Source organism: Phocaeicola sp. GP0067 (assembly GCF_031119655.1).
Taxonomy (GTDB): Bacteria; Bacteroidota; Bacteroidia; order Bacteroidales; family Bacteroidaceae; genus Phocaeicola; species Phocaeicola vulgatus.
The window spans coordinates 70,113-95,582 of record NZ_JAVHZY010000001.1; the positions used below are offsets into that span (position 1 = coordinate 70,113).

The 25,470-nt window shown below is 43.2% G+C and carries 22 protein-coding genes and 1 pseudogene; 18 read left to right on the forward strand and 5 right to left on the reverse strand.

The features are described from left to right. Window positions 1-22: 22 nt before the first annotated feature. Window positions 23-517 carry an AraC family transcriptional regulator gene (locus RE317_RS00250; protein WP_005849860.1) on the reverse strand — a complete coding sequence of 165 codons (495 nt, stop codon included), beginning with the start codon at window positions 515-517 and terminating at the stop codon, window positions 23-25. A gap of 809 nt (window positions 518-1,326) precedes the next feature. Then, a complete protein-coding gene (locus RE317_RS00255) occupies window positions 1,327-2,265 on the reverse strand; it encodes a site-specific integrase (protein WP_005843898.1) in 939 nt (312 codons plus the stop codon). Window positions 2,266-2,472: 207 nt separating this feature from the next. Between RE317_RS00255 and RE317_RS00260 the strand changes: the two genes are divergently transcribed. Then, a complete protein-coding gene (locus tag RE317_RS00260) occupies window positions 2,473-3,492 on the forward strand; it encodes a L,D-transpeptidase (RefSeq protein WP_008666420.1) in 1,020 nt (339 codons plus the stop codon). A 2-nt stretch (window positions 3,493-3,494) separates the two neighbouring features. Beyond that, window positions 3,495-4,292, forward strand: a complete 798-nt coding sequence (locus RE317_RS00265) for a murein L,D-transpeptidase catalytic domain family protein (protein ID WP_008666421.1) — start codon at window positions 3,495-3,497, stop codon at window positions 4,290-4,292. 129 nt (window positions 4,293-4,421) lie between these two features. Here the strand turns inward: RE317_RS00265 and RE317_RS20960 are convergent. Further along, window positions 4,422-4,589: pseudogene (locus RE317_RS20960) on the reverse strand (damage-inducible protein D); the annotation flags it as partial. A 507-nt stretch (window positions 4,590-5,096) separates the two neighbouring features. On the opposite strand from RE317_RS20960, the gene RE317_RS00275 reads away from it, so the two are divergent. From RE317_RS00275 to deoC, 10 genes are all read left to right on the forward strand, one after another. Further along, window positions 5,097-6,329 carry a nucleoside recognition domain-containing protein gene (locus tag RE317_RS00275; RefSeq protein ID WP_120002692.1) on the forward strand — a complete coding sequence of 411 codons (1,233 nt, stop codon included), beginning with the start codon at window positions 5,097-5,099 and terminating at the stop codon, window positions 6,327-6,329. 44 nt (window positions 6,330-6,373) lie between these two features. Further along, a complete protein-coding gene (gene ybeY / locus RE317_RS00280; protein ID WP_005843908.1) occupies window positions 6,374-6,790 on the forward strand; it encodes an rRNA maturation RNase YbeY in 417 nt (138 codons plus the stop codon). A 226-nt stretch (window positions 6,791-7,016) separates the two neighbouring features. Further along, entirely contained in the window at window positions 7,017-7,550 is a 534-nt protein-coding gene (locus RE317_RS00285; protein ID WP_005849873.1) for a hypothetical protein, read from the forward strand. Between the two features lie 25 nt (window positions 7,551-7,575). Continuing rightward, the gene (locus RE317_RS00290; RefSeq protein ID WP_005843912.1) at window positions 7,576-9,276 is read left to right on the forward strand and encodes a flotillin family protein; all 1,701 of its coding nucleotides are present in this window, start codon (window positions 7,576-7,578) and stop codon (window positions 9,274-9,276) included. A gap of 146 nt (window positions 9,277-9,422) precedes the next feature. Next, entirely contained in the window at window positions 9,423-11,294 is a 1,872-nt protein-coding gene (mnmG, locus tag RE317_RS00295; protein WP_120002693.1) for a tRNA uridine-5-carboxymethylaminomethyl(34) synthesis enzyme MnmG, read from the forward strand. Window positions 11,295-11,353: 59 nt separating this feature from the next. Beyond that, window positions 11,354-11,878, forward strand: coding sequence for an adenine phosphoribosyltransferase (locus tag RE317_RS00300; RefSeq protein ID WP_005843916.1), 525 nt, complete (start codon window positions 11,354-11,356; stop codon window positions 11,876-11,878). Between the two features lie 229 nt (window positions 11,879-12,107). After that, window positions 12,108-13,928, forward strand: a complete 1,821-nt coding sequence (gene uvrC / locus RE317_RS00305; protein ID WP_011965089.1) for an excinuclease ABC subunit UvrC — start codon at window positions 12,108-12,110, stop codon at window positions 13,926-13,928. 157 nt (window positions 13,929-14,085) lie between these two features. Then, a complete protein-coding gene (gene dtd, locus RE317_RS00310) occupies window positions 14,086-14,538 on the forward strand; it encodes a D-aminoacyl-tRNA deacylase (protein ID WP_005843922.1) in 453 nt (150 codons plus the stop codon). Next, on the forward strand, window positions 14,538-14,858 hold the full coding sequence (locus RE317_RS00315) for a nucleotide pyrophosphohydrolase (protein ID WP_005843924.1): 321 nt from the start codon (window positions 14,538-14,540) through the stop codon (window positions 14,856-14,858). Before dtd ends, RE317_RS00315 begins: the two co-directional genes overlap by 1 nt. A 6-nt stretch (window positions 14,859-14,864) precedes the next feature. After that, the gene (deoC, locus tag RE317_RS00320) at window positions 14,865-15,812 is read left to right on the forward strand and encodes a deoxyribose-phosphate aldolase (protein ID WP_005843926.1); all 948 of its coding nucleotides are present in this window, start codon (window positions 14,865-14,867) and stop codon (window positions 15,810-15,812) included. 180 nt (window positions 15,813-15,992) lie between these two features. Here deoC and RE317_RS00325 read toward each other — a convergent pair whose 3' ends face one another. Next, entirely contained in the window at window positions 15,993-16,967 is a 975-nt protein-coding gene (locus tag RE317_RS00325) for a polyprenyl synthetase family protein (protein ID WP_005843928.1), read from the reverse strand. A gap of 91 nt (window positions 16,968-17,058) precedes the next feature. On the opposite strand from RE317_RS00325, the gene polA reads away from it, so the two are divergent. The 6 genes from polA (at window position 17,059) to RE317_RS00355 (ending at window position 24,481) form a co-directional block, all read left to right on the forward strand. Continuing rightward, on the forward strand, window positions 17,059-19,974 hold the full coding sequence (polA, locus tag RE317_RS00330; protein WP_120002694.1) for a DNA polymerase I: 2,916 nt from the start codon (window positions 17,059-17,061) through the stop codon (window positions 19,972-19,974). A 309-nt stretch (window positions 19,975-20,283) separates the two neighbouring features. Continuing rightward, on the forward strand, window positions 20,284-20,670 hold the full coding sequence (locus RE317_RS00335; protein WP_005849881.1) for a DUF3836 domain-containing protein: 387 nt from the start codon (window positions 20,284-20,286) through the stop codon (window positions 20,668-20,670). A 201-nt stretch (window positions 20,671-20,871) separates the two neighbouring features. Beyond that, window positions 20,872-21,975 (forward strand): redox-regulated ATPase YchF, encoded by a 1,104-nt coding sequence (gene ychF / locus RE317_RS00340; RefSeq protein ID WP_005843934.1) that lies wholly within the window; start codon window positions 20,872-20,874, stop codon window positions 21,973-21,975. A 119-nt stretch (window positions 21,976-22,094) separates the two neighbouring features. Further along, window positions 22,095-23,006 (forward strand): ketopantoate reductase family protein, encoded by a 912-nt coding sequence (locus RE317_RS00345; RefSeq protein WP_005849883.1) that lies wholly within the window; start codon window positions 22,095-22,097, stop codon window positions 23,004-23,006. Continuing rightward, window positions 23,003-23,824 (forward strand): prolipoprotein diacylglyceryl transferase, encoded by an 822-nt coding sequence (gene lgt, locus RE317_RS00350; protein ID WP_005843938.1) that lies wholly within the window; start codon window positions 23,003-23,005, stop codon window positions 23,822-23,824. The genes RE317_RS00345 and lgt overlap by 4 nt, the downstream gene beginning before the upstream one ends. Beyond that, window positions 23,825-24,481, forward strand: coding sequence for a chloramphenicol acetyltransferase (locus tag RE317_RS00355; protein WP_118430215.1), 657 nt, complete (start codon window positions 23,825-23,827; stop codon window positions 24,479-24,481). A gap of 235 nt (window positions 24,482-24,716) precedes the next feature. Here RE317_RS00355 and RE317_RS00360 read toward each other — a convergent pair whose 3' ends face one another. Further along, window positions 24,717-25,415, reverse strand: coding sequence for a porin family protein (locus RE317_RS00360; RefSeq protein ID WP_005843945.1), 699 nt, complete (start codon window positions 25,413-25,415; stop codon window positions 24,717-24,719). Between the last annotated feature and the right edge of the window lie 55 nt (window positions 25,416-25,470).

Genomic DNA, 25,470 nt, shown 5'->3' on the forward strand with positions numbered 1-25,470 from the left:
AAATTTAAAAAACTAAAATTGATTATACATAAATCATTGATTCTAAGAGCGAATTATTCTGTTCTCGAGCTAGAAAGCGCAAAGGAGACATTCCGACTATTTTACTAAAAGAGGCATAAAAAGCACTTCTAGAGGCAAAGCCACATCGTTGTGGGAGTTCTTCTAATGAACATTTCCCAGCATGGAGTAACTCTTTGGCATATTCCACACGGTAAGTATTCAGCAACTCCTTCAAATTGCAGTTGAAATACTTGTTTACCACATTCGACAGGTAAGTTTGGTTGGTGTCTATCATAACGCTAAACTTTTTCAAAGAAAGCTCCGAATCCAAAAAAACTTGCTTTATTTCAAGGTTATACAATATACATTTATATAGGGCACAATCCACCTTTCTCCCTTCAGTTCCCTTATTGGCGAACTGTAGTTCCCACTGGCGTTCAGCAGCCTTAAGAAGCAGGCTTTTCTGCCTATTCGAAGTAGCAGTCCGTCTGTGTCGTCTCAAGAATAGATAGTCCATATTTTTATTTACTTTTAATCTTCGCTTTAACATCTTCACAACCATACATTATTATATGGCGTGTCATCAGTTATACGATAGATCTCTTATTAAGAGATATACAATAGACCTATAACACATTATAAATCAACAAAATACATTCATACAAGAATACTTTGAAAGACTAAATCATGTATTCAGAAAACGTTTTTTTTGAATCAATTATTAAATTTCCTTGCTAAATTGTTCTAATTCTCAAAACTTTGCTTAAATTTGCGACAAAATATATATCTCTTAATAAGAGATATATAATATTCCAACTTAGCATTTTTTCTATAAAGTTCTTGTAATAAGAGGATTATCTCCAAAATCAAAGAATAAAATCCAAGTAAACTTTGCCTTTTCTTTTATTCAAGTTTGTCTACTAAAAAATAGTTGTATCAGCTATAATTCACATAAAAAACAAACCTATGACAATTGTCATATTACGGAAAAATATTGAATATTTGGAAGCTGATATTTTTTCATAACAAATAGGTGGACAAAAACAGCATAATGGTTTATGGCAATTGTTTCAGAATCTATCTGTAATCCGATTCTCCTTCACTATAAGGTATCTTCTGACAAAAGATAACAATAAAGAGATCATAGGCTGTGCAGACCTTGCAACAAACATATTCAACTCAGCCACATCAGAAAGTGCTATCATCTTTAGAGAGAACAAACACACATTTATAAAAAAATACTAGACACACTGATCCCATCAAATGGAGGATACCTTGTGATATGATATCCTCTTTTTGACAAGAAACAATATCTTTACCCTATTATCACAAGAATTCCCTCAGCACCACCATATTCGCTTTGTCTATCACGGTGGTATCCAATGCTGCCAGATAAATCAAAGTCGTTTTTTCCGAATCATGTCCCATCCCTTCACTTATCACAGAAAGAGGAATATGTTTGCCTCTGGCAACACTGGCCCATGAATGGCGCGCCACATACATAGTCAAAGGATGAACAAGCCCCAACTTTTTCCCTATTTCTTTTAGCCTTCTGTTCACCAAGCAAATTGAATTTTTATATTGCAATCTTTCATCTTTCCTGATATGAATTATAATAGGAAGAAGATAAGTCGAATAGTTTCCGGGATATTTATCCACTATATCCTGCATGCATTTCTCCCATCTGATGGAAAGCAACTGACCGGTTTTCTTTCTTCTATAAGTCAGCATACCATTATTTAAATCTGTTTTTTTAAGAAAAGCCATGTCCACAAATGACATTCCCCGGGTATAAAAGCTGAACATAAACATATCACGCGCAAACTCCATTGACTGAGAGTGACTTAAATCCATCTCCTTCAGTTGTCTGATTACTTTAAAAGAAATGGCCCGCTTCACCGTTTTTTCCACTCCCGTATAGACGTGCTTAAAAGGAAAACGCTGTCTGATCACCCCTTTATCTACTGCACGATTATACGTTGCACGCAAAATACGCATATAAAAAGAAACGGTGTTCATACTTGCTCCCTGCGCCTTTAAATAAGTTTCATACCCCATCATCAACTCGGCATCCATATTGCTCAACAGAACATCCTTGCCATCCATAAATTTCATAAAACTGTTCAGTGTAGCTCTATACGTCTCACTGGTACGCAATTTTCCCGATTGTCTCAGACTGGCAATATTCACTTGCATAAAGGAAGACAGTGTCTTCTTACCTGAAAAGGATAATCTTTTACTTCTTACTCTAGTTGATTCCACCATAATACTTGTTTTTAAGTTGATTCTTTTTTTCTGTAAAAACCTCAAGCCAAGATAAACGATTATTCCCAGCGGTCCTTTATAAGGTATGCAATAGGGGAGATTGTTCAAAGAAACAGGAATTTTTCACTGCATTTAAAAACAAAAACGCATGTTTATTCCTTTTAAAGAATTATATTTGTAGAAGAAAGCCACAAACCTGTGTCTATGATGAAAAGAATAGAATTCATATATTTATTGACCGGTTTCTGTACAATCTGCTCGTGTACCTCGAAAGCAAATAGCGAAATTAAGGAAGTGATAACAGAGGTACACAATACTGTGACAGAAGCCATCACCGAGATTGTAGAAAAAGATATCAAACCCGAAGACATCAGGCTTGACAAGGAACTGCTGTATGATAAACATACTTTGAAGGATACCTATCCTTATAAAGACACCACCCGCCATTTCCAATGGGAGAAAATAAAGGAGCGGCTAGCATTGTTGGAGAATATTCGAAAAAAGCCAGCACAATGGTGCATCTTACAGAATTATAAAAACCGGAACGGAGAAGCGCCTTTAGTGAAAAGTTTTAAAAGGGATGCATACAAACGGATAGCCGACACATTGGGAGTGGAACGCTATCAGGGAATTCCTCTTTTCCTAACAGATGACACCCTTACTGCCGAACGCTACGGACTGGATGGACTTCTTACCCGTCACCTAGGTGAGGAAGGAAAGTTCACCAAAGTAGAACCTGTCTTTATAGGTGGCGAATGGTATGCTCCGACAAAATATATAAAACTGATTCCCGACAGCGTAGTGTTCAACAAAGCTATTTTTATAGACCGCCATAATCAGAATATAACTACTTTGGAACGGAAAGAAAGGGGCTACTGGCTGATACGTAGCATGAATCCTGCTACAACAGGACAACATCGTCCTCCATACGCCCAAGAAACTCCATTGGGTATGTTCGTTCTGCAAGAGAAAAAGACCAAGATGATTTTTCTAAAAGACGGTTCTGCCGCCACCGGTGGTTTTGCACCTTACGCCAGCCGTTTCAATAATGGTGGTTATATTCACGGAGTACCCACCAATGCACCGGCAACAGGGATCATAGAATACAGTTATACGTTGGGTACCATCCCCCGCTCACATATGTGTGTAAGAAATGCCACCTCTCATGCCAAGTTTATTTTCGAATGGGCACCTGTTAATGAGACGATTATATTTGTTTTGGAATAGAAATGTGCGTAACTTTGCACCCGTTATCCAGTTTTTCCATACGTATGCAGAAAGCTTTTTTACTCCTGTTCCTATTCCTCTTTCCGTCGAGCAATGTATCGACCCGGACGGCTACACCCGAAAAGAAAGTTGCTACATCTGTCCCTGCACCTCAAAAAATGGACGGCGAACAATTATTCGAAGATATGCAATTGGGAGGGGTGGTCAATTTCCTGGCATTCCGACAGGCTGTGGCAGGATACAACTTGATTAAACAAAAAAGCAAATCCATACTGACATTGATTGATTTCACCAAATCCTCTACCGAAAAACGTTTGTTTGTCTTTGACATGGAACAGAAAAAGATGCTATACTCATCAGTGGTCTCTCATGGGAAAAACAGCGGCGAGAACTATGCTACCTCTTTCTCCAACGAAGTCGGCTCTTATAAAAGTTCCCTCGGCTTCTATCTTACCGGAAACACTTATCAAGGCAGAAACGGATACTCCCTTTTATTGGACGGGCTGGAAAAAGGAATCAATGACCGGGCCCGTGAACGTGCCATCGTAGTTCATGGCGCCGCATACGCCAACCCTTCCGTCTGCAAATCAGGCAGACTGGGACGAAGCTTCGGTTGTCCGGCTTTGCCACAGGCACTGACCAAACCTATTATCAATACGATAAAAGGGGGAAGCGTACTCTTTATCTATGCCAATAATAAAGAGTATATGGCTAAAAGCTCTATTTTGCCTAACCAGACATCACAAGAATTATTTACTGAAGCATGTGAAAGTGAGCAAACCGTTTCAGCTCATTTATAGTTTCTCCTCAAGCGGTTCCTTCATTATTTCTTAGTTATTTTCTTTTCTTCTGATTTCAAACGGCGTTCCACTTTCTTTAAATCTTCGCCTGCAGGCAATTGTTCCGGATAGATTCCTCGGCTTACCATCATAGTAGTTTTGAGCAAAAGCTATAGCCGGTTTACGCGCATCACCGTTTTGAGCAGTCAAATAACAGGCATAACGGGTAAAATAGATATCATCTATCTCTCTTTCTGCACCAGACCCCACAGAAACCATTTTGCTGACATCAGCAAAATGGTAGGCCACATATTCCCCCCTCTTATTACTTGTTATTACGTCAATGCCTTCCTTCTACTACAGAATTCACACTGCATATTTGCACAAATATAACCTTTTATTATCAGATCCGACCAACAAAACTCTTTTTCCTAACTATTTCGATTCTTATATTATCCGTTTCTTCTAGAACAGACTTATTCCAAGAGTTATTTTACATTTCATTAGTATCCATTTCAAAGCATATTTAAATCCATAAAAAACATTTTTCTTTATATACCCGACAAATAGCAAACTACCAAACGTCTTTTTCACTCTTTTTGATATTCTTTAAACTCACGAGAATCGCTTAAACGCTTCCTTCTCGTCCCGTTCATCGAAATAATCAAATGAGAGAGTAGTTTGCCCTTAAAATCATTTCATACTATTTTGCTATCGTGTTCAAACAAAGATTGGAAATAAAAATAAGAGAATTGAATCTTTTCTAATTCAAAAACGAATAAATTGACTACTTTTGTCCGAGTTATTACTAATAAAACTAGCGATATGGTTCTGAACTACATTTGGATAGCCTTTTTTCTGATAGCCTTCGTAGTAGCGTTGATGCGACTCGTTTTCCTTGGCGACACACAAGTGTTTCCCGAAATTATCAACTCTACTTTCAATTCCTCCAAAACCGCTTTTGAGATTTCATTGGGACTGACCGGTGTCCTTTCTCTTTGGCTGGGTATCATGAGAATAGGTGAACAGGGCGGAGTCATCACTCTGTTTTCCCGATTGCTGGGACCTCTGTTCAGCAAACTTTTTCCCGATATTCCCAAAGGACATCCAGTAACAGGCAGTATCTTTATGAACCTGGCGGCCAATATGCTGGGGCTGGATAATGCCGCCACTCCCTTAGGACTGAAAGCAATGGAGGGCCTGCAAGAATTGAACCCCAAGAAAGATACTGCCAGCAATCCCATGATCATGTTTCTGGTACTGAATACATCAGGGCTTACACTGATTCCTATCAGCATCATGGTATATCGTGCACAGCTGGGAGCAACCCAACCTACAGATATATTTGTACCCATCCTGCTGGCAACCTTCTTCTCCACTTTGGCAGGCATTGTAGCAGTAAGTATTTATCAGAAAATCAATCTGTTTAACCGCACTATCCTCCTCTTTTTAGGAGGAATGAGTTTGCTGGTAGCAGGAATTATTTATTTCTTCAATACCTTGTCACGAGATCAGATAGATATTTACTCCACTACCTTTGCCAATGTCTTTCTATTTCTTATCATCATCGGCTTTATTGTGGCAGGGTTCAGAAAAAGAATCAATGTCTACGACTCCTTTGTCGAAGGGGCCAAAGAAGGATTCAGCACCGCCGTGCGCATCATTCCTTATCTGGTAGCCATACTGGTAGGTATCGGAGTCTTCCGTGCATCGGGTGCGATGGACTATTTGATTGACGGTATCGGCAACGCCGTAAAGCTATGCGGTATCGACAGTGATTTCGTAGGAGCGCTCCCTACGGCGCTGATGAAACCTTTGAGCGGAAGCGGGGCACGAGGGTTGATGGTAGATGCCATGACCACATACGGTCCCGATTCCTTTGTAGGCAGACTGTCCTGTATCTTCCAAGGCTCCACAGACACCACCTTTTATATTCTGGCGGTATATTTCGGCAGCGTAGGAATAGTGAGGACACGCCACGCCGTTCCTTGCGGACTGCTAGCCGATGCGGCAGGGGTCATTGCAGCTATTCTTATCTGTTATCTTTTCTTCGGCTGAAATACTTTCCTTATCTTTGTACATTATAAAAAAATAATCAGCCTATGATAAGTTATCAAACCGAAGGGGTAAAAATGCCCGATATCAAAAAGAAAGAAACCACCGGATGGATTAAAGAAGTAGCCGCCTGCTATGGAAAAAGAGTGGGAGAAATCGCTTACATCTTCTGTTCGGACGATAAAATTCTGGAAGTGAACCGACAGTATCTGCAACATGATTATTACACGGATATCATCACTTTCGACTATTGTGAAGGCGACCGTATTTCCGGCGACTTATTCATCAGCTTGGATACTGTCCGCAGCAATGCAGAACAATTTGAGCAACCCTACGACCGCGAGCTTCACCGGGTGATTATTCATGGTATCCTGCACTTGTGCGGCATCAACGACAAAGGCCCCGGTGAACGGGAGATTATGGAAGCCGCCGAAAACAAAGCGCTGGCATTGATTTCCCTATAACAGGACATACAAGGCAGAACAACCTATAAAAGCTACGGGCATAGTTCGCAAGAATGATTGCCCGTAACCTTTTAAAGACATGCCCATAATTAGGAAAACTTTCCACCGAACGGATAAAAAACATCGAAAGCTGTACATGCACAGCTACATTTCTTCCCTTATCTTCTTGCTTTTTCGGATTAATTGCTTTATTTTGTGAATTGAAAAACAGATAAACACAAAATATATGGAAGCTAACGTATATTTTTTCGCTGCATTAGTAAGTACGGGAATCTTTCTTCTGCAATTCATCTTATCCATCTTTTTCGGCAGTATGGACACCGACATAGACGTTAATGCCGATGGCAACGCCGATATAGACATGAGCAGCGTACTCTCCTTCAAAGGACTGATTCATTTCTGCATGGGTTTCGGTTGGTTCATGTATTTATGCCAGCCTCCCTACATTGTCCTACATTACCTGGGCGCCGTGATAAGCGGCAGCTTTTTTGTCTTCGTCCTGGCTTGGATTTATAAACTCTGCTATAAGCTGAAACAAGAAAACAAGCCCGAACAGGGAGAAGAATTAATAGGCAGGAAATGCGAAATATATACCCGCTGCCAAGAACAAGAACAGGCAGGAACAGACTATGTGGTCTATATCGCCATCAATGGCGCACAAAGAGAACTTACCGTGCGGAGCATACAGGGTAAAAGCTACCGGGAAGGCGATATCCTCACACTGAAGGATTACAAGGAAGGAATCTATTATATTGATTAAATAAACCCTAAAAACGCAATCATTTATGGATGAGCAGATTCTCATTTATGCAGCTATTCTGGTAGCTGTCATCGTCCTGACCATCGTCGGGATTTTAAGTCGTTACCGCAAGTGCAAGAGCGACGAGGTATTGGTAGTATATGGTAAGACCGGCGACAAGAAATCGGCTAAACTGTATCACGGAGGAGCCGCTTTTGTATGGCCCATTATCCAGGGATACTCTTTCCTGAACATGAAACCCATGCAGATTGACTGCAAACTGACTGGTGCCATTTCCAAACAAAACATCCGCGTAGATGTGCCCACTACCATCACTGTGGCCGTAAGCACAGAGCCCGAAGTTATGCAGAATGCAGCCGAACGCTTACTGGGACTGAATATCGAAGCACAACAGGAACTGATTAAAGACGTTGTTTACGGACAAATGCGTCTGGTCATTGCCGACATGACCATCGAACAACTGAACAGTGATCGTGATACATTCCTTGAGAACTGCCGCAAGAACATCGACTCCGAATTGAAGAAATTCGGTCTTTACCTGATGAACATCAACATCAGCGATATCCGCGATGAAGCCGATTATATCGTCAATCTGGGAAAAGAAGCCGAAGCGAAAGCCAAGAACGAAGCCTTGGCTAACATTGAAGAACAACAGAAACTGGGTGCCATCAAGATTGCGGAACAACAAAAAGAACGTGCCACCAAAGTAGCGGAAACCAACCGCGACAAGAACACTCAACTGGCCGATACGCAACGTGACGAGGAAATTAAAGTAGCCATAGCCGACAAGGAACGTGAATCGAAAGTAGCAGAAGAAAATGCCGAAAAAGAATCACGTATCGCCAAAGCCAGTGCCTCTATGGAGGTGAACAAGGAACAGGCGCGTACCGAACAGGAAAGCCGTACGGCAGAGCTCCAATCCGATATGGAAATAAAGCAGGCGGAAGCACAAAAGAAATCGGCCATCGGGCAAAATAACGCTGCCAAAGAGGTTGCCGAAAGTAATGCGGAACTGGAAGTTACCAAGGCGGAAGCCTCTAGAAAGGCCGGTGAAGCACAAGCCCGGACACAAGCTGCCGTCCTCACCGCACAGGAAAACGCACAGCGTGAAATAGAAGAAGCGAAAGCCCGCAAAGTGGAACAGGCCTTGAAAGCGGATAAGATTGTTCCTGCCGAAATAGCCAAACAGCAGGCCATCTTGGATGCGGACGCATTGGCCGAGCAAATAAAACGTAAGGCAAATGCAGAAGCGGAAGCTATCCTGGCCAAAGCACAGGCGGAAGCCAAGGCCATCCAGATGAAACTGGAAGCAGAAGCGGAAGGCAAGAAGAAGTCCTTGCTGGCCGAAGCGGAAGGTTTCGAGGCCATGGTGAAGGCTGCCGAGCGCAATCCCGAAATCGCCATCCAATACAAGATGGTTGACCAATGGAAGGAAATCGCTTCGGAACAGGTTAAGGCATTTGAACATATCCAACTGGGAAATGTTACTGTATTTGACGGTGGCAACGGCACAACGTCCAATTTCTTGCAGAATGTGGTCAGCAAAGTGGCTCCCGCACTGGGTATTCTAGACAAGCTTCCCATTCATGATACCTATCAGAACATTGTCAATCCTTCCTCGAAAGGAAATGCACAGAATAAACCGGAGAAAGAGGATTTTGAACCGGTAGACAAGGACGGAAAGAAACGCCCGACCGACACCCCTCCTGCTCCGGACAAGAAATAACAGGAAATAGTTTACTTTAAGAATAGCGTTTGTATGATGTGGCGGCAGAAACAGATTTCTGCCGCCACACATTCTTTTTAACCGTATTATCACCGCTTTACAGAGTAAAATTCGTAATTTTGCAATCGGTAAAAAGAAATAAATCAATGGATTTTAAGTACGACGTTATTGTAATAGGCGCCGGACACGCAGGCTGTGAAGCAGCCGCGGCCGCAGCCAACATGGGTTCGAAGACCTGCCTGATTACCATGGATATGAACAAAATCGGGCAAATGAGTTGTAACCCTGCCGTAGGTGGCATCGCCAAGGGACAAATCGTAAGAGAGATAGACGCATTAGGTGGCTACATGGGACTGGTTACAGACCGTACAGCCATACAGTTCCGTATGCTCAACCGCTCCAAAGGTCCCGCTATGTGGAGCCCCCGCGCCCAATGTGACCGCGGCAAGTTTATCTGGGCATGGCGCGAGATTCTGGAGAATACTCCCAATCTGCACATTTGGCAAGATACCGTAGAAGAACTAATCGTGGAAAACGGCGAAGCGACTGGAGTCATGACTTGCTGGGGAGTGACTTTCCATGCTAAATGTATCGTGCTCACCGCAGGAACCTTCCTGAACGGACTGATGCACATCGGGCATAAACAACTGGCAGGAGGACGCATGGCCGAACCTGCCTCCTACCATCTGACCGAATCAATCACCCGCCACGGAATCACCGCCGGACGCATGAAGACCGGTACGCCTGTCCGCATAGACGGGCGCAGCGTACACTACGACCTGATGGAAACACAGGACGGAGAAAACGACTTCCATCGCTTTTCGTTCATGAGCGAACCGCGCAAACTGAAACAACTGCAATGCTGGACCTGCTTTACCAACGAAGAGGTACACGAGATACTACGGAAAGGTCTGCCCGACTCTCCCCTTTTCAACGGACAAATCCAAAGCATCGGACCGCGTTATTGTCCCAGTATAGAAACCAAAATCGTAACCTTCCCCGACAAGCCGCAACATCAGCTTTTCCTGGAACCCGAAGGAGAAACCACACAGGAACTTTACCTGAACGGGTTCTCTTCTTCACTGCCCATGGACATACAGTTGGCGGCATTAAAGAAAGTACCCGCATTTAAGGACTTGGTAGTCTATCGTCCGGGATACGCCATCGAATATGATTACTTCGACCCCACCCAACTGAAACATACATTGGAATCGAAAATAATCAAGAACCTGTTCCTTGCCGGACAAGTAAACGGAACTACCGGTTACGAAGAAGCAGGCGGACAGGGAATCATTGCCGGCATCAACGCACACATCAATTGCCACGGTGGCGAACCGTTCACACTGGGACGGGACGAGGCCTACATCGGTGTCTTGATTGACGATCTGGTTACAAAAGGTGTGGACGAACCTTATCGTATGTTCACCTCCCGTGCCGAATACCGCATCCTGCTCCGACAAGACGATGCAGATATGCGCCTTACCGAACGCGCCTACAAGCTGGGACTGGTAAAACAAGACCGTTACGAACATCTTTGCAGCAAACGGGAAGCCGTGAACCAAATCATCGACTTTGCCAAAACCTTCTCCATCAAAGCCGCATTAATCAATGATGCTTTGGAAAGTTTGGGTACTGCCCGTCTGACACACGGCTGCAAACTAATCGACCTGCTGAACCGTCCGCAGATTACCATCGAAAATATAGCCGGCCACATTCCGGCTTTCAAAGCCATGCTGGACCAAGTTACCGACCGTAAAGAAGAAGTGATTGAAGCTGCCGAAGTGCTGATCAAATACCAAGGATACATTGACCGCGAACGAATGATCGCCGACAAGATACATCGTCTGGAAGCCATCCGCATCAAAGGCAAGTTCGATTACAACTCATTGAATTCGCTCTCTACCGAAGCCCGGCAGAAACTGATGAAGATAGATCCCGAAACTTTGGCCCAAGCCAGCCGCATACCGGGTATCTCTCCTAGCGACATCAATGTCTTACTAGTCCTGCTGGGACGGTGAAACAAGGTATGTTTCACGTGAAACAAGTAATTTAATAGACTAACAATAAAATACTGGTTATGAGCAAAGAAACGCTTAAAGCAAACTTAAGAGAAATTCCAGATTTCCCCATTCCGGGAATTCTGTTTTACGATGTGACAACCCTGTTCAAAAACCCCGAATGCTTGCAGGAAATACTAGATACTCTATACGAGATGTACAAGGACAAAGGCATCACCAAAGTAGTAGGTATTGAATCGCGTGGCTTCATTATGGGTGGTGCGCTGGCGGCACGGTTAGGTGCCGGATTCGTGATGGCACGCAAGCCGGGCAAACTTCCCGCAGAAGTAGTAGAGGAAACATATGCAAAAGAGTATGGAACCGACACCATTCAGATACATAAAGACGCCATCGATGAGAACGACGTGGTTCTGCTGCACGATGATTTATTGGCTACCGGCGGAACCATGGCGGCCACTCATCGCTTGGTACAAAGATGTGGCGCCAAAAAGATTTTCATCAATTTCATTATCGAACTGGGAGGTCTGAACGGCAGAAAGGCATTCCCCGAAGATATCACGGTGGATACACTGCTTACTTTATAGTGTCACACAACATGTCCGTCAAAACGGGCCCCATCATCGTTCACAATAAAAAGAGATCTATGGAATGAGATGGACGATGAAACCGAAAGATATATATCTTCAGGCTGTAAGATATATAATGTTACAGCTTGAAGATATATAATGTTACAACCGAAAGATATAGGATGTTGCGGTTGCAACATCAACTCAAGAAACAGTTCTGCCAACCGGCAATATTCAATAAGCATGTATGGAAAAAGAAGAGATTACAACCAATGATTATCTGAAAGGAATTGTACTAAACCTGCCCGACAGCCCCGGCATTTACCAATACTTGAACTCCGAAGGAACCATTATCTACGTTGGAAAGGCAAAAAACCTGAAGCGCAGAGTCTCTTCTTATTTTAATAGAGAACACCCCAACGGCAAGACACGATTGCTGGTCAGCAAAATTGCAGATATCCGTTATATCGTGGTAAAAACAGAAGAAGACGCTCTTTTACTCGAAAACAACCTGATAAAGAAATACAAGCCACGTTACAATGTATTGCTGAAAGATGACAAGACTTACCCCTCTATTTGTGTAAGCAACGAATATTTCCCACGTATCTTCAAAACCCGGCAAGTCATCCGCAACGGGTCCTCTTATTATGGTCCGTACAGTCACATGCCCTCCATGCTTGCCGTGATGGACTTGATCAAAAAGCTCTACCCCATCCGTACCTGCAAACTCAATCTAAGTCCCGAAAACATTCGCGCCGGCAAGTTCAACGTATGTCTGGAATATCACATAAAGAACTGCAAAGGGCCCTGCATCGGGCAGCAGTCACACGAAGAATACATGAAGAATATCGGTGAAATCAAAAATATTCTGAAAGGAGATACCCAGATTGTAAGTGACCTGCTGATGGAAGAGATGCAAGCGCTTGCTGCCGAAATGAAATTTGAGGAAGCACAGAAAATAAAAGAGAAATATGACTTGATAGAAAACTATCGTTCCAAGAGCGAAGTCGTTAATTCCATCATTCATAATGTGGATGTGTTCTCCATTGAAATGGAAGAAAATTCAGCCTATATCAACTATCTGCATATCACAAACGGATGCATCAACCAAGCCTTCACCTTCGAATACAAGAAACGTCTGAACGAAACGAAAGAAGAACTTCTACAATTGGGCATTATTGAGATGCGTGAACGATATAAGAGCACTTCCCGCGAAATCATCGTACCTTTTGAACTGGATATGGAGATGAACAATGTATCCTTTACCGTTCCCCAACGAGGAGAAAAGAAGCATTTGCTGGATCTTTCCGTAATGAACGTGAAACAGTATAAAGTGGACCGCTTGAAACAGGCGGAAAAGTTGAATCCTGAACAAAGAAGCGTCCGTCTGATGAAAGAAATCCAAGAGCAGCTGCACATGAAAAAACTACCGAACCACATCGAATGTTTCGATAATTCCAATATTCAAGGCTCGGACGCGGTGGCCGCCTGCGTCGTTTTCAAAAAGGCGAAACCAAGCAAGAAGGAGTACCGGAAATACATCATCAAGACTGTGACCGGACCCGACGATTACGCCTCGATGAAAGAGGTGGTACGCCGCCGGTATAGCCGTGCCATAGAGGAAGGTTCCCCCTTGCCCGACCTCATCATTACCGACGGTGGAAAGGGGCAAATGGAAGTGGTGAGAGAAGTGATAGAGGACGAACTTCATCTGGATATCCCCATAGCCGGACTGGCCAAAGACCGCAAGCACCGTACCTCGGAATTGTTATACGGATTCCCTCCGCTGACCATCGGTGTGAAGCAAAGCACTCCCTTGTTCCATCTGTTGGAAAACATACAGAACGAGGTACACCGCTTCGCCATCACCTTCCACCGGGACAAACGAAGCAAGAGTCAGGTGGCGTCCGCTTTGGACAATATCAAGGGAATAGGCGAAAAAAGAAAGACCGCCCTGCTGAAAACATTCAAAAGCGTCAGCCGCATCAGGCAAGCCTCACTGGAAGAGATTGCAGCCGTGGTAGGTGAAGCAGCCGCTAAAAATATCAAAGAAAATCTCACAGAATAAAAGGGATTTCCTACCTTTGCATACATCTACTACAGGGACATGCTCTGCCTCGTATCGGTCCAGGCAAGAAGCCGGCAACATATTGTCCATTGTAGAAGCGGAAACATTACCGATAAACAACTAGAATTTTTCTAACAAGAAATTAAAGAATATAAATATGAGAGTAGTTATTCAACGAGTAAGCCACGCCTCTGTTACCATAGAAGGCGTATGCAAATCGGCGATAAAAGAAGGATTCATGATATTGGTTGGCATTGAAGAAGCTGATACACAAGAAGATGCCGACTGGTTATGCAAAAAAATAATAGGATTGAGAGTCTTCGACGATGAAAATGGAGTCATGAATAAATCTATCCTAGAGGTAGGAGGCAACATATTGGTGATCAGCCAATTCACACTACACGCATCTACAAAAAAAGGCAACCGTCCCTCCTATATCCGTGCTGCAAAGCACGATGTAGCCATCCCCCTCTACAATTATTTCTGCCAAGAACTGAGCATCGGTCTGGGCAAAGAAGTAGGAACCGGAGAATTCGGAGCAGACATGAAAGTTGAACTTCTGAACAACGGTCCTGTTACTATATGTATGGACACCAAAAACAAGGAATAATGACACTGGAAGAAGCACAAAAAGAAGTGGACCGCTGGATTAAAACGTATGGTGTACGTTACTTCAGCGAACTGACCAATATGGTCGTTCTGACCGAGGAAGTAGGCGAACTGGCACGTGTGATGGCACGCAAATACGGAGATCAGTCTTTCAAGCAAGGAGAGAAAGACAACCTTGCCGATGAAATGGCAGATGTACTGTGGGTCCTTATCTGTCTGGCCAACCAGACCGGAGTAAACCTGACCGAAGCCTTCCGTCAAAACTTGGAGAAGAAAACAAATAGAGATAAAGACAGACATAAAAACAATCCCAAATTATAAAGAATTATGGAACATAATCACGAATTCGAAGGTGGACATGAACATCGTCATGACCACGATCATGGACCTGAGCACAGCAAGTACGAAGAAGCACTTGCCAAGTATAACATCCGTTTGCACGATGAGGATGTAAAAGCGAAAACTGCCCTACTCATCGAAAAACATGTAGCAGAAAACAATACACCGGACGTAAAGAAATTCCTGTTCCATTGCATTGACCTAACCACTTTAAAGTGTACTGATTCAGATGAAAGTGTAATGAAATTCACCGGAAAAGTAAATGAATTTGTTGACAAGTACCCCGATCTGGACAATGTAGCCGCAATCTGTGTATATCCTAATATGGCAGAAGTAGTCAACGACACCTTGGAAGCAGATCATGTAAACATAGCCTGTGTATCGGGCGGTTTTCCCTCCTCGCAAACCTTTACCGAAGTAAAGGTAGCCGAAACAGCTATGGCTCTCCATACCGGAGCCGATGAGATAGATATCGTTATCCCGGTAGGCAAGTTCCTGAGTGGGGATTACGAAGGAATGTGTGATGAAATAGAAGAATTAAAAGCTGTATGTGGTGAGCATCACCTGAAAGTGATCTTGGAAACCGGAGCACTGGGAAGCGCATCCAACATCAAAAAAGCGTCCATTCTATCGATGTATTCCGGAGCCGATTTCATCAAAACCTCTACCGGAAAGGAAAACCCCGCCGCTACTCCTGAAGCTGCCTTGGTGATGTGCGAGGCTATCAAAGAATACTATATGACAACAGGCCGCAAAGTAGGATTCAAACCCGCCGGAGGAATTAATACCGTACACGATGCTTTGGTTTACTATACCATTGTAAAAGAAGTGTTAGGTGAAGAATGGCTGACAAACGAGTTATTCCGCTTAGGAACAAGCCGCCTGGCCAATCTGCTTCTCTCAGAAATTGTAGGCCAAGAAACCAAGTTCTTCTAAACAAAGAACTGTTTCACTATTTAAATAACAACCACATTTAAAGTGACCGGAATGAGCCTTATCTATTCCGGTTATTTTAAACTACCAAAGAAAGGCGTACCTCAAAAAGTTCGGGCGTGGTCCTTATTGTATAAAGGACCACGCCCGAACTTTTTGAGGTACATATCTTCAACAATCGTACTATTTATCTCTTTCAATCACATAATCAATATAAGCAGTCAAAGCATCTTTTACAGCTTGACCGGCTGATTGTGGAAGTAAAGCCAACGCTTTATTACGATAATCCACCATTGCCTGCCTGGCATACTCTATCCCTCCCTTCACCTTAGTATATTCGATGAAACGGGCAATATCTTCATCCGAAGCGTCTAATGCCCGGATGCGTAGCGCCAGTTTCCGCATCTCCTCATCATCAAACATATTCAACACATACAAAGCCGGCAATGTCAGCTTCCCTTCACGCATATCGTTCCCGGTAGGTTTACCTATCTCATCAGAAGAATAATAGTCGAAAATATCATCCTTTATCTGGAAAGCAATACCAATCATTTCGCCAAACAGACGAGCATTTTTCACCATTTCATCGGATGCATGCACCGAAATAGCCCCCGCTTCCGCACTGGCAGTAAACAATGCAGCCGTCTTTTTACGAATGACATCATAATACACTTCTTCCGAGAACTCAGAAGCATTAATATTCGCCAATTGAATAATCTCGCCTTCAGATAAGTTCTGTCCCAAACAAGCCACCAAATCTACAATTGTAATCTCGCGGGTCATGGCAGAATGCTTCAGGCTAGTTGCCAGCATATAGTCGCCTACCAGAACCGACACCTTATTATTATAGATAGCATTTACCGAAGACTGCCCACGGCGCTTGTCACTCTCATCCACCACATCATCGTGCACCAGGCTGGCCGTATGGAGCAACTCCAATGAAAGAGCCGCATGAAGCGTAGAATCATTGATTTCACCGAATAATTTAGCAATCAACAACGCCAATATGGGACGCATCATCTTGCCATTTCTCTGCTTAATATAGGATAACACCTCACTAAGTAAAGAATTGGAACTTTGGAGCGAAGAGTCAAACAACCTTCTAAATTCCTCAAACTCCTTGTCAATAGGCAATTTGATTTGCTGTAATTTGTCCATGCAGGTTAATTTGTGCACAAAAGTAGTAATAAAAGACGGAATACGGTATTTTTTTGTACTTTTACAATGAAAAAACTAAAGATTTTTAAGAATGGACAAACTTTTTCTATTAGATGCTTATGCATTAATATACCGTGCGTATTACGCTTTCATCAAAAGCCCGCGTATTAACTCCAAGGGTTTCAACACTTCAGCCGTACTGGGATTTGTCAATACACTGGAAGAGGTCTTGAAGAAAGAAAATCCTACGCACATCGGTGTGGCATTTGATCCCGCCGGTCCCACCTTCCGGCACGAAGCCTATGAACAGTATAAGGCACAACGTGAAGAAACACCCGAAGTAATCCGTTTGTCCGTACCCATTATAAAGGATATTATACGGGCCTACCGTATTCCTATTCTGGAAGTACCGGGATACGAGGCCGACGACGTGATCGGTACACTGGCCACCGAAGCCGGCAAACGGGGGATCACTACTTATATGATGACACCGGACAAAGACTATGGCCAACTGGTGAGCGGAAATGTCTTCATGTACCGTCCCAAGCATACAGGCGGTTTTGAAGTGATGGGAATAGAAGAGGTAAAGGCAAAGTTCGATATCCAGTCACCCGCACAAGTCATTGATATGCTGGGACTGATGGGCGATAGTTCCGACAACATTCCCGGTTGTCCGGGCGTGGGCGAGAAAACAGCACAAAAGTTAATCGCGCAATATGGCAGCATCGAGAATCTCCTCTCCCACTCTGCCGAACTGAAAGGAGCCTTGAAGACCAAAGTGGAAACTAACCGGAAAATGATTGAGTTCTCCAAGTTTCTGGCAACTATCAAGATTGATGTCCCCATCGCTTTGAACATGGACGAACTGAAAAGAGAAGAACCGAATGAAGAGGAACTACGGAAGATTTTTGAAGAGATGGAGTTCCGTACCCTCATCGACCGCGTTTTCAACCGAGACAAGAAATCCGCCTTCGCCGGAACATACCCCGATGCGACCGGAAACGACCCGCAAGGACGAAACCGTACACCGGGAGGAAGCGCCCGGCAGGGAAATACGCCGAACGGTTCGGGACAACTCTCCCTTTTCGGCGAACCAGCTTCGAACGGTGAATCACCCGCTTCCCCGTCTTCTCCTCAAGGCAATCTCTTTGCAGAATTTACCGACGGAGGGACGGAAAGTGAGAAATATTCGAATCTAGCATGTTTAGATAATTTAAAATACGACTATCAACTCGTTGATACAGAAGAGAAAAGAACTGAATTATTACAAAACTTACTTACAAAAGAAATTTTCAGTCTAGACACAGAAACAACAGGAACCGATCCCATCACCGCAGAACTCGTGGGAATGAGCTTCAGCTATGCCGAAAATCAAGCATTTTATGTTCCTGTACCTGCCGATCGGGCTGAAGCGCAAAAAATAGTTAATGAGTTCCGGCCGGCTTTCGAAAAAGAAGGAGTATTGAAAGTAGGGCAAAATATAAAATACGATATGCTGGTACTGGGCAACTACGGAATCGAAGTGCGCGGTCCCCTGTTCGATACCATGGTGGCACATTATGTACTACAACCGGAATTGCGTCACAACATGGACTACCTTGCCGAAATCTACCTGCATTATCAGACTATCCACATCGAAGAACTGATTGGTCCTAAAGGCAAAGGTCAAAAGAATATGCGCGACCTCTCCCCCGAAGCTATCTATAAGTACGCATGCGAGGATGCTGATGTCACACTGAAATTGAAAAACATCTTGGAACAAGAATTGAAAACCAACGATGCGGAAAAACTCTTCTACGAAATAGAAATGCCCCTGGTACCCGTACTTGCTTATATGGAACGCAACGGTGTACGTGTAGACACTGAAGCCTTAAAACAGACCTCGGAACATTTCACCGCCCGCATGAACCAAATAGAAGAAGAAGTGCACCAACTGGCAGGTACGGATTTCAACATAGCTTCACCCAAACAGGTAGGTGAAGTGCTTTTTGACAAACTGCGCATCGTGGAGAAGGCCAAGAAAACCAAAACCGGACAATATGTCACCAGTGAAGAAGTATTGGAAAGTCTGCGAGGAAAACACGAAATAGTAGGCAAGATATTGGAACACCGCGGTCTGAAGAAGCTTCTCGGTACTTATATTGATGCTCTGCCCCTATTGATTAATAAAGAAACAGGTAAAATTCATACTTCGTTCAATCAAACGGTCACTGCGACCGGCCGGCTCAGTTCCAGCAACCCGAACCTTCAGAACATCCCTATCCGCAACGAAGACGGCAAGGAAATCCGTAAGGCTTTCATCCCCGATGATGGCTGCGAATTTTTCTCCGCCGACTATTCACAGATTGAGCTACGCATTATGGCACACCTTAGCGGAGATACCAATATGATAGAGGCTTTCAAGGAAGGAGATGACATTCATGCCGCCACCGCAGCAAAAGTATATAAGATAGGTATAGATAAAGTTACCCGCGAACAACGCAGTAAAGCAAAAACAGCTAATTTCGGTATCATCTACGGCATCAGCGTATTCGGACTGGCAGAACGTATGAATGTAGACCGCAAAGAGGCAAAAGAACTAATAGACGGCTACTTCGAAACTTATCCCCAAATAAAGGAATATATGGACAAAAGCATTGACCTTGCCCGCGGACAAGGATATATTGAAACCATATTCGGCCGTAAACGATATCTTCCGGATATCAATTCCAGAAATTCGGTTGTGCGCGGATATGCCGAACGGAATGCCATCAATGCTCCTATCCAAGGAAGTGCAGCCGATATTATCAAGGTAGCTATGGTACGCATATACCAGCGCTTTCAATCTGAAAGTATAAAGTCCAAAATGATACTTCAGGTACATGATGAGTTAAATTTCAGCATTCTACCCGAAGAAAAGGAAAAAGTACAGAAGATTGTGATTGAAGAGATGGAAAATGCCTACCGTATGCAAGTACCTTTACGTGCAGACTGCGGTTGGGGAAGCAACTGGCTTGAAGCACATTAAAGCATACATAAACCAACTATTAGCAAGATAGATAGTACTATATGTAAAGTATTTATATCATAAAAGCTCAATGGTATTTTCCAATCCATTGAGCTTTTCATTTGCCATCCCAGACATAAGTGGAAAACACAAAGACAAGACAATTATAACAAATAGCCATTATACAATTCTTAATATTTGTTTAATCAGTGACATTTTGCAAAAATATCATCATTTTCTAGCAGAAATGTTAGGAGATTCAATTTTCTTTCGTACATTTGCACCGCTTTTAAAAACAATATGAAAGTAACAATCTAATATATCAATATCATGAAAAAGATCAATTTTTTGAAAGGAATGCTCGTTGTAGCAATTTTATTTATTGCTAACCTTACAGTTTTTGCAGGAAATCCGGGTGACAACCTGATTTACAATGCAGAAGAAGTAAATGGAGTAGTTGTTTCGGAAACGATTTTTAAAATGGAAGGCACCATGCTTACTAATTATATGAAGCACAATTACAAGTATGACGCCAACAACCAACGTACTGAGGACGAGGCGCAAAAATGGAACAGTAACAAAAACCGCTGGGAAAATAACCTCTGCATTCGTTATACTTATGGCAATAAAAGTATGACTACTGAATATTACAAATGGAACTCTAAAAAGAAAGAATATATATTAGTACCCGAAATGACCGTAACTATGGACAAATAAATCTATTCTAACAATCTAACACTTTTCATAAAAACTCGACGAAAGGGCAGCCGTGACGGTTGCCCTTTCTGTTTCGTAACAAGCCTCCCCCTTTTCGCATATAAAAAAGCCAAATCTGACTTCAATATGAAGTCTGATACAAAAAGAATGGTTATCTTTGCAAACAAATAGATAGATAATAATCAAAAAAACAAATAGATAATGGCTTTACAATGTGGTATTGTCGGTCTTCCAAACGTAGGAAAGTCGACACTTTTTAATTGTTTATCGAATGCAAAGGCTCAAGCAGCCAACTTTCCTTTCTGTACCATCGAACCGAATGTAGGTGTCATCACCGTTCCTGATGAACGCCTGACCAAACTTGCCGAACTGGTTCATCCGGGACGTATCGTTCCCACTACTGTAGAAATTGTTGACATTGCAGGACTTGTAAAAGGGGCTAGCAAAGGTGAAGGGCTGGGAAACAAGTTTCTGGCAAATATCCGTGAAACAGATGCTATCCTGCACGTACTCCGTTGTTTTGACGATGAAAATGTAACTCATGTAGACGGTAGTGTAGATCCGGTACGTGACAAAGAAATCATTGACACCGAACTCCAGCTGAAAGATTTGGAAACCATTGAAAGCCGTATTCAAAAAGTACAAAAACAGGCACAGACGGGCGGTGACAAACAAGCAAAACAAATGTACGACATCCTTGTTAAATATAAAGACGCATTGGAACAAGGCAAATCTGCGCGTACCGTACAATTTGACAGCAAAGACGAACAAAAAATCGCAAAAGAACTGTTCTTGCTGACCAGCAAACCAGTGATGTACGTATGCAACGTGGACGAAGCAAGTGCTGCTACCGGCAATAAATATGTAGAACAAGTACGCGAAGCCGTAAAAGAAGAAAATGCAGAAATTCTGGTCGTAGCCGCCAAAACCGAAGCCGATATCGCAGAACTTGAAACCTATGAAGACCGCCAGATGTTCCTTCAGGAAGTCGGTCTGAAAGAATCAGGTGTAAACCGTCTGATCAAATCGGCTTATCACCTGCTGGAACTGGAAACCTTCATCACCGCCGGAGAAATGGAAGTAAAAGCCTGGACCTATCGTAAAGGATGGAAAGCCCCCCAATGTGCAGGAGTCATCCACACCGATTTCGAGAAAGGATTTATCCGTGCCGAGGTAATCAAGTACGAAGACTACATTAAATATGGTTCGGAAGCCGCCGTGAAAGAGGCTGGAAAAATGGGCGTGGAAGGTAAAGAATACGTAGTACAGGACGGTGACATCATGCACTTCCGTTTCAATGTATAAGGTAAATCAAAACGCAAAAGACTTGTCATGCAATGCATGAAAAAACATCAGGAAACCAGCAAAACTGATGGCAGACCGATAAGTCAGTGTTTTGTTTCCTAAAACAAAATACAACTAACATGGAAAAATATTTAATCGTGGGAACCGGCGGCGTTGGAGGAAGCATCGCCGGTTTCCTTGCTTTAGCAGGAAAAGACGTAACATGCATTGCCCGTGGCAAGCATCTGGAAGCCATTCGTGAAAAAGGGCTTCACCTTAGATCAGACTTAAAAGGTAATCACTTTCTACCTATACAAGCCTGCACAGCCGAGGAATACAACGAGAAGGCCAACGTAATTTTTGTATGCGTGAAGGGCTATTCCCTGGATTCCATCAAAGATCTGTTGGAAAAAGCCTCGGATAAAGATACCTTGATTATCCCCATCCTGAATGTTTACGGTACAGGTCCCCGCATCGGGCAACTTGTTCCACATGTAACAGTACTGGATGGATGCATCTACATCGTAGGTTTCGTTTCCGGACCGGGTGAAATCACACAAATGGGCAAAATATTCCGGCTGGTTTTCGGTGCACGTCCCCAACAGGGTGTGGCTCCGGAACGTCTGGAAACCATTGCCGATGTACTAAGAAAAGCAGGGATCAAAGCCGATATTTCGGATGATATCAATCGCGACACCTTCATCAAATGGTCATTCATCTCGGCTATGGCCTGCACAGGTGCCTACCATGATGTCCCGATGGGTCCTCTGCAACATCCCGGAGCAGAACGCGACACTTTCATCGGTCTGTCCAAGGAAAGTTCTGAAATAGGCCGCAAAATGGGAATTACCTATGCGGAAGACCCGATAGGATACAACTTAAAAGTGATTGACAAATTAGACCCGGACAGTACCGCATCCATGCAAAAAGATATAGCCAAAGGACACGAGTCCGAAATACAAGGACTATTGTTTGATATGATCGCACTGGGCGAAAAGATGGATGTGGATATGCCCACTTACCGCAAAGTTGCACAAAAATTCAAGATATGAATACACTGTCAGCCATTCTTTGGAATCCCGATATAGAAATCTTTTCCATTTTCGGCATTTCCATCCGTTATTACTCCGTATTGTTCGTTACAGGGCTTTCATTGGCCTACTGGGTGATATACAAACTCTACCAAGACCAAAAAATTCCTTACGAAAAATTTGATTCCCTGTTCGTTTACTGCCTGCTGGGTATTGTTATCGGTGCTCGCTTGGGACATTGTCTGTTCTATGAGCCAGGCTATTGGCTCTCTCACCCTGTAGAAATGCTGTTGCCCGTCAAGATTACCGATTCTGGGATAAAATGGACCGGTTATCAAGGTCTTGCCAGCCATGGAGGAACCATCGGACTAATGCTCGCCTTATGGATCTATTCACGCCGTGTAAAATTGAAGTTCCTGACTGTACTAGACAATATAGCCATCGCCACCCCGCTGGCAGGTTGTTTTATCCGTTTAGGTAACCTGATGAATGGTGAAATAGTAGGTACGGTAACTCATGTTCCTTGGGCGTTCATTTTTCCGCACGAAGATATGCAACCCCGCCACCCGGCACAACTCTACGAAGCCATCGCCTATCTTCTGATTTTTATCATAGGCTTGCGGTTGTATAAAAAGTACAAAACCACGCTATACCCCGGTTTCTATTTCGGCTACTGCCTCACTACCATATTCACCTTCCGCTTCCTTGTAGAGTTTATAAAAGCCAGCCAGGAAGCCTTTGAAGACAGTATGATGCTGAACATGGGGCAATGGCTCAGCATTCCGTTCATACTGCTGGGAGCGCACTTCATGTACCATTCTTTTAAACCCGTAAAATAAATGAAACATATAATAGATATTGAAACCTGGGAACGCCGGGACAATTATAATTTTTTCCGCAACTTCCATAATTCATGGATATCCATTACCAGTGAAGTGGATTGCACTGAAGCATTTCCAGCTGCAAAAGCCGCCAAGCGCTCTTTTTTCCTGTATTACCTGTATGCTGTGCTACGTGCTGCCAATGAAGTGAAAGAATTCCGTTTCCGTACAGATAAAAACGGACAGGTGGTTTATCACGATCAGGTGGACATCATATCACCTATCGCTGTACCCGGCAAGACTTTCTACACAGTCCGCATCCCTTACCATGCAGATTTTGAACGGTTTTATGCCGAAGCATATCACATCGTCCATAACATCCCCGAAGAGGGTGACCCGTATGGAGCCGAAAAAGTCATTAAAGAACAGGGAGATTTTGATATTATCCAACTGAGTGCCACGCCTCAGCTTTATTTCACTTCACTCACCTATACACAAATGGCTCCCGACCATCCATTAGACTATCCGCTGATGAATGCCGGCAAAGTAGTGCCACGCGAAGGAAGACTGGTAATGCCCATCGCTTTCACTGTAAACCATGCTTTTGTGGACGGAGCGCACATAGGACAACTCTTTCAGAAAATAGAGGAGATATTGAAAGAGGTGGCTCAATAAATAGAGGGGTCTCAAAAGGCATAAAAATCCCTGTCGGACACGTATGTATGCATTTCCCTACATATACGTTCACATATATCCATAAAAGAATAAATAACCAGAAAAAGAAGACAATCTGTCAAAATGCCGATGCACGAGAATACGATGAAAATACACAAACTGTATCCTTTGAAACAGGACACCCTCATACACCGGCATTATCATTTTGACAGATTGCCAGTTTAATTAAATCAGTTTAGAAACGATAGCCTACGGAGAACTGGAAAGTTGAATTCCGCAAACCATTTTGTGCCTGTATCTTTTTTATTCCGACCCTATAATCAAAACTTATCGTATAATGATCGGCAATAACAGCCTTCATTCCAACAATGCCCCCATAATCCCAACGGCGGAAAGCCTGAAGATTACCACTATTATTGGGCTCCCCGGCTTTATAGGAAAAACCATCCAAGGGCTTCCATTTTGCAGGCTCGGTAGTTATATTATCCCCCTCTTGGTGAATAACATCCAAAGAACAGTTTCCAGCACCAAATCCGTAAGAAGCATAAACTCCAACCGACGGAATGAGGCTGAGTTTATCCGAAACCCGAATATTATATCCCATTTTTAACGGCAAAATCAGATTATTCATCTTTATCTCTGTCTTAGGAAAATAAGTAACCATGTGATCCATCATTTTCATGGTACTTCTATTCTGCAACCAAGACAAACCGGACATTAACATCCAATGCTTTCCTATCTCGTAGTCCACAGTCACCCCCAATTGAAAGCCGGGCTTCATTCCACCTACCTGCTCGGCTTTATATCCGTCAGAACCGGAAACCAGATAATGAGACAGGTTCATTCCACCTTCCACACCAACTTTTACCTGTGCAGACAAAGGCAATACACACATGGCAGCCAACACCACCACTACAATCATTTTAGTCTTCATACTTATTTTTTTATTTGATGTTGCAAAATTAGAAAGAAGATATAAGCATAAAGCT

Coding starts and splice junctions, on each gene's coding strand:
- polA (WP_120002694.1), top strand. CDS start 17,059: ATGGACAAACTTTTTCTATTAGATGCTTATGCATTAATATACCGTGCG.
- dtd (WP_005843922.1), top strand. CDS start 14,086: ATGAGAGTAGTTATTCAACGAGTAAGCCACGCCTCTGTTACCATAGAA.
- RE317_RS00265 (WP_008666421.1), top strand. CDS start 3,495: ATGTGCGTAACTTTGCACCCGTTATCCAGTTTTTCCATACGTATGCAG.
- RE317_RS00345 (WP_005849883.1), top strand. CDS start 22,095: ATGGAAAAATATTTAATCGTGGGAACCGGCGGCGTTGGAGGAAGCATC.
- RE317_RS00250 (WP_005849860.1), bottom strand. CDS start 517: ATGGACTATCTATTCTTGAGACGACACAGACGGACTGCTACTTCGAAT.
- RE317_RS00355 (WP_118430215.1), top strand. CDS start 23,825: ATGAAACATATAATAGATATTGAAACCTGGGAACGCCGGGACAATTAT.
- RE317_RS00315 (WP_005843924.1), top strand. CDS start 14,538: ATGACACTGGAAGAAGCACAAAAAGAAGTGGACCGCTGGATTAAAACG.
- RE317_RS00360 (WP_005843945.1), bottom strand. CDS start 25,415: ATGAAGACTAAAATGATTGTAGTGGTGGTGTTGGCTGCCATGTGTGTA.
- ychF (WP_005843934.1), top strand. CDS start 20,872: ATGGCTTTACAATGTGGTATTGTCGGTCTTCCAAACGTAGGAAAGTCG.
- RE317_RS00285 (WP_005849873.1), top strand. CDS start 7,017: ATGGAAGCTAACGTATATTTTTTCGCTGCATTAGTAAGTACGGGAATC.
- ybeY (WP_005843908.1), top strand. CDS start 6,374: ATGATAAGTTATCAAACCGAAGGGGTAAAAATGCCCGATATCAAAAAG.
- RE317_RS00290 (WP_005843912.1), top strand. CDS start 7,576: ATGGATGAGCAGATTCTCATTTATGCAGCTATTCTGGTAGCTGTCATC.
- RE317_RS00255 (WP_005843898.1), bottom strand. CDS start 2,265: ATGGTGGAATCAACTAGAGTAAGAAGTAAAAGATTATCCTTTTCAGGT.
- RE317_RS00325 (WP_005843928.1), bottom strand. CDS start 16,967: ATGGACAAATTACAGCAAATCAAATTGCCTATTGACAAGGAGTTTGAG.
- mnmG (WP_120002693.1), top strand. CDS start 9,423: ATGGATTTTAAGTACGACGTTATTGTAATAGGCGCCGGACACGCAGGC.
- RE317_RS00335 (WP_005849881.1), top strand. CDS start 20,284: ATGAAAAAGATCAATTTTTTGAAAGGAATGCTCGTTGTAGCAATTTTA.
- RE317_RS00300 (WP_005843916.1), top strand. CDS start 11,354: ATGAGCAAAGAAACGCTTAAAGCAAACTTAAGAGAAATTCCAGATTTC.
- RE317_RS00260 (WP_008666420.1), top strand. CDS start 2,473: ATGAAAAGAATAGAATTCATATATTTATTGACCGGTTTCTGTACAATC.
- deoC (WP_005843926.1), top strand. CDS start 14,865: ATGGAACATAATCACGAATTCGAAGGTGGACATGAACATCGTCATGAC.
- RE317_RS00275 (WP_120002692.1), top strand. CDS start 5,097: ATGGTTCTGAACTACATTTGGATAGCCTTTTTTCTGATAGCCTTCGTA.
- lgt (WP_005843938.1), top strand. CDS start 23,003: ATGAATACACTGTCAGCCATTCTTTGGAATCCCGATATAGAAATCTTT.
- uvrC (WP_011965089.1), top strand. CDS start 12,108: ATGGAAAAAGAAGAGATTACAACCAATGATTATCTGAAAGGAATTGTA.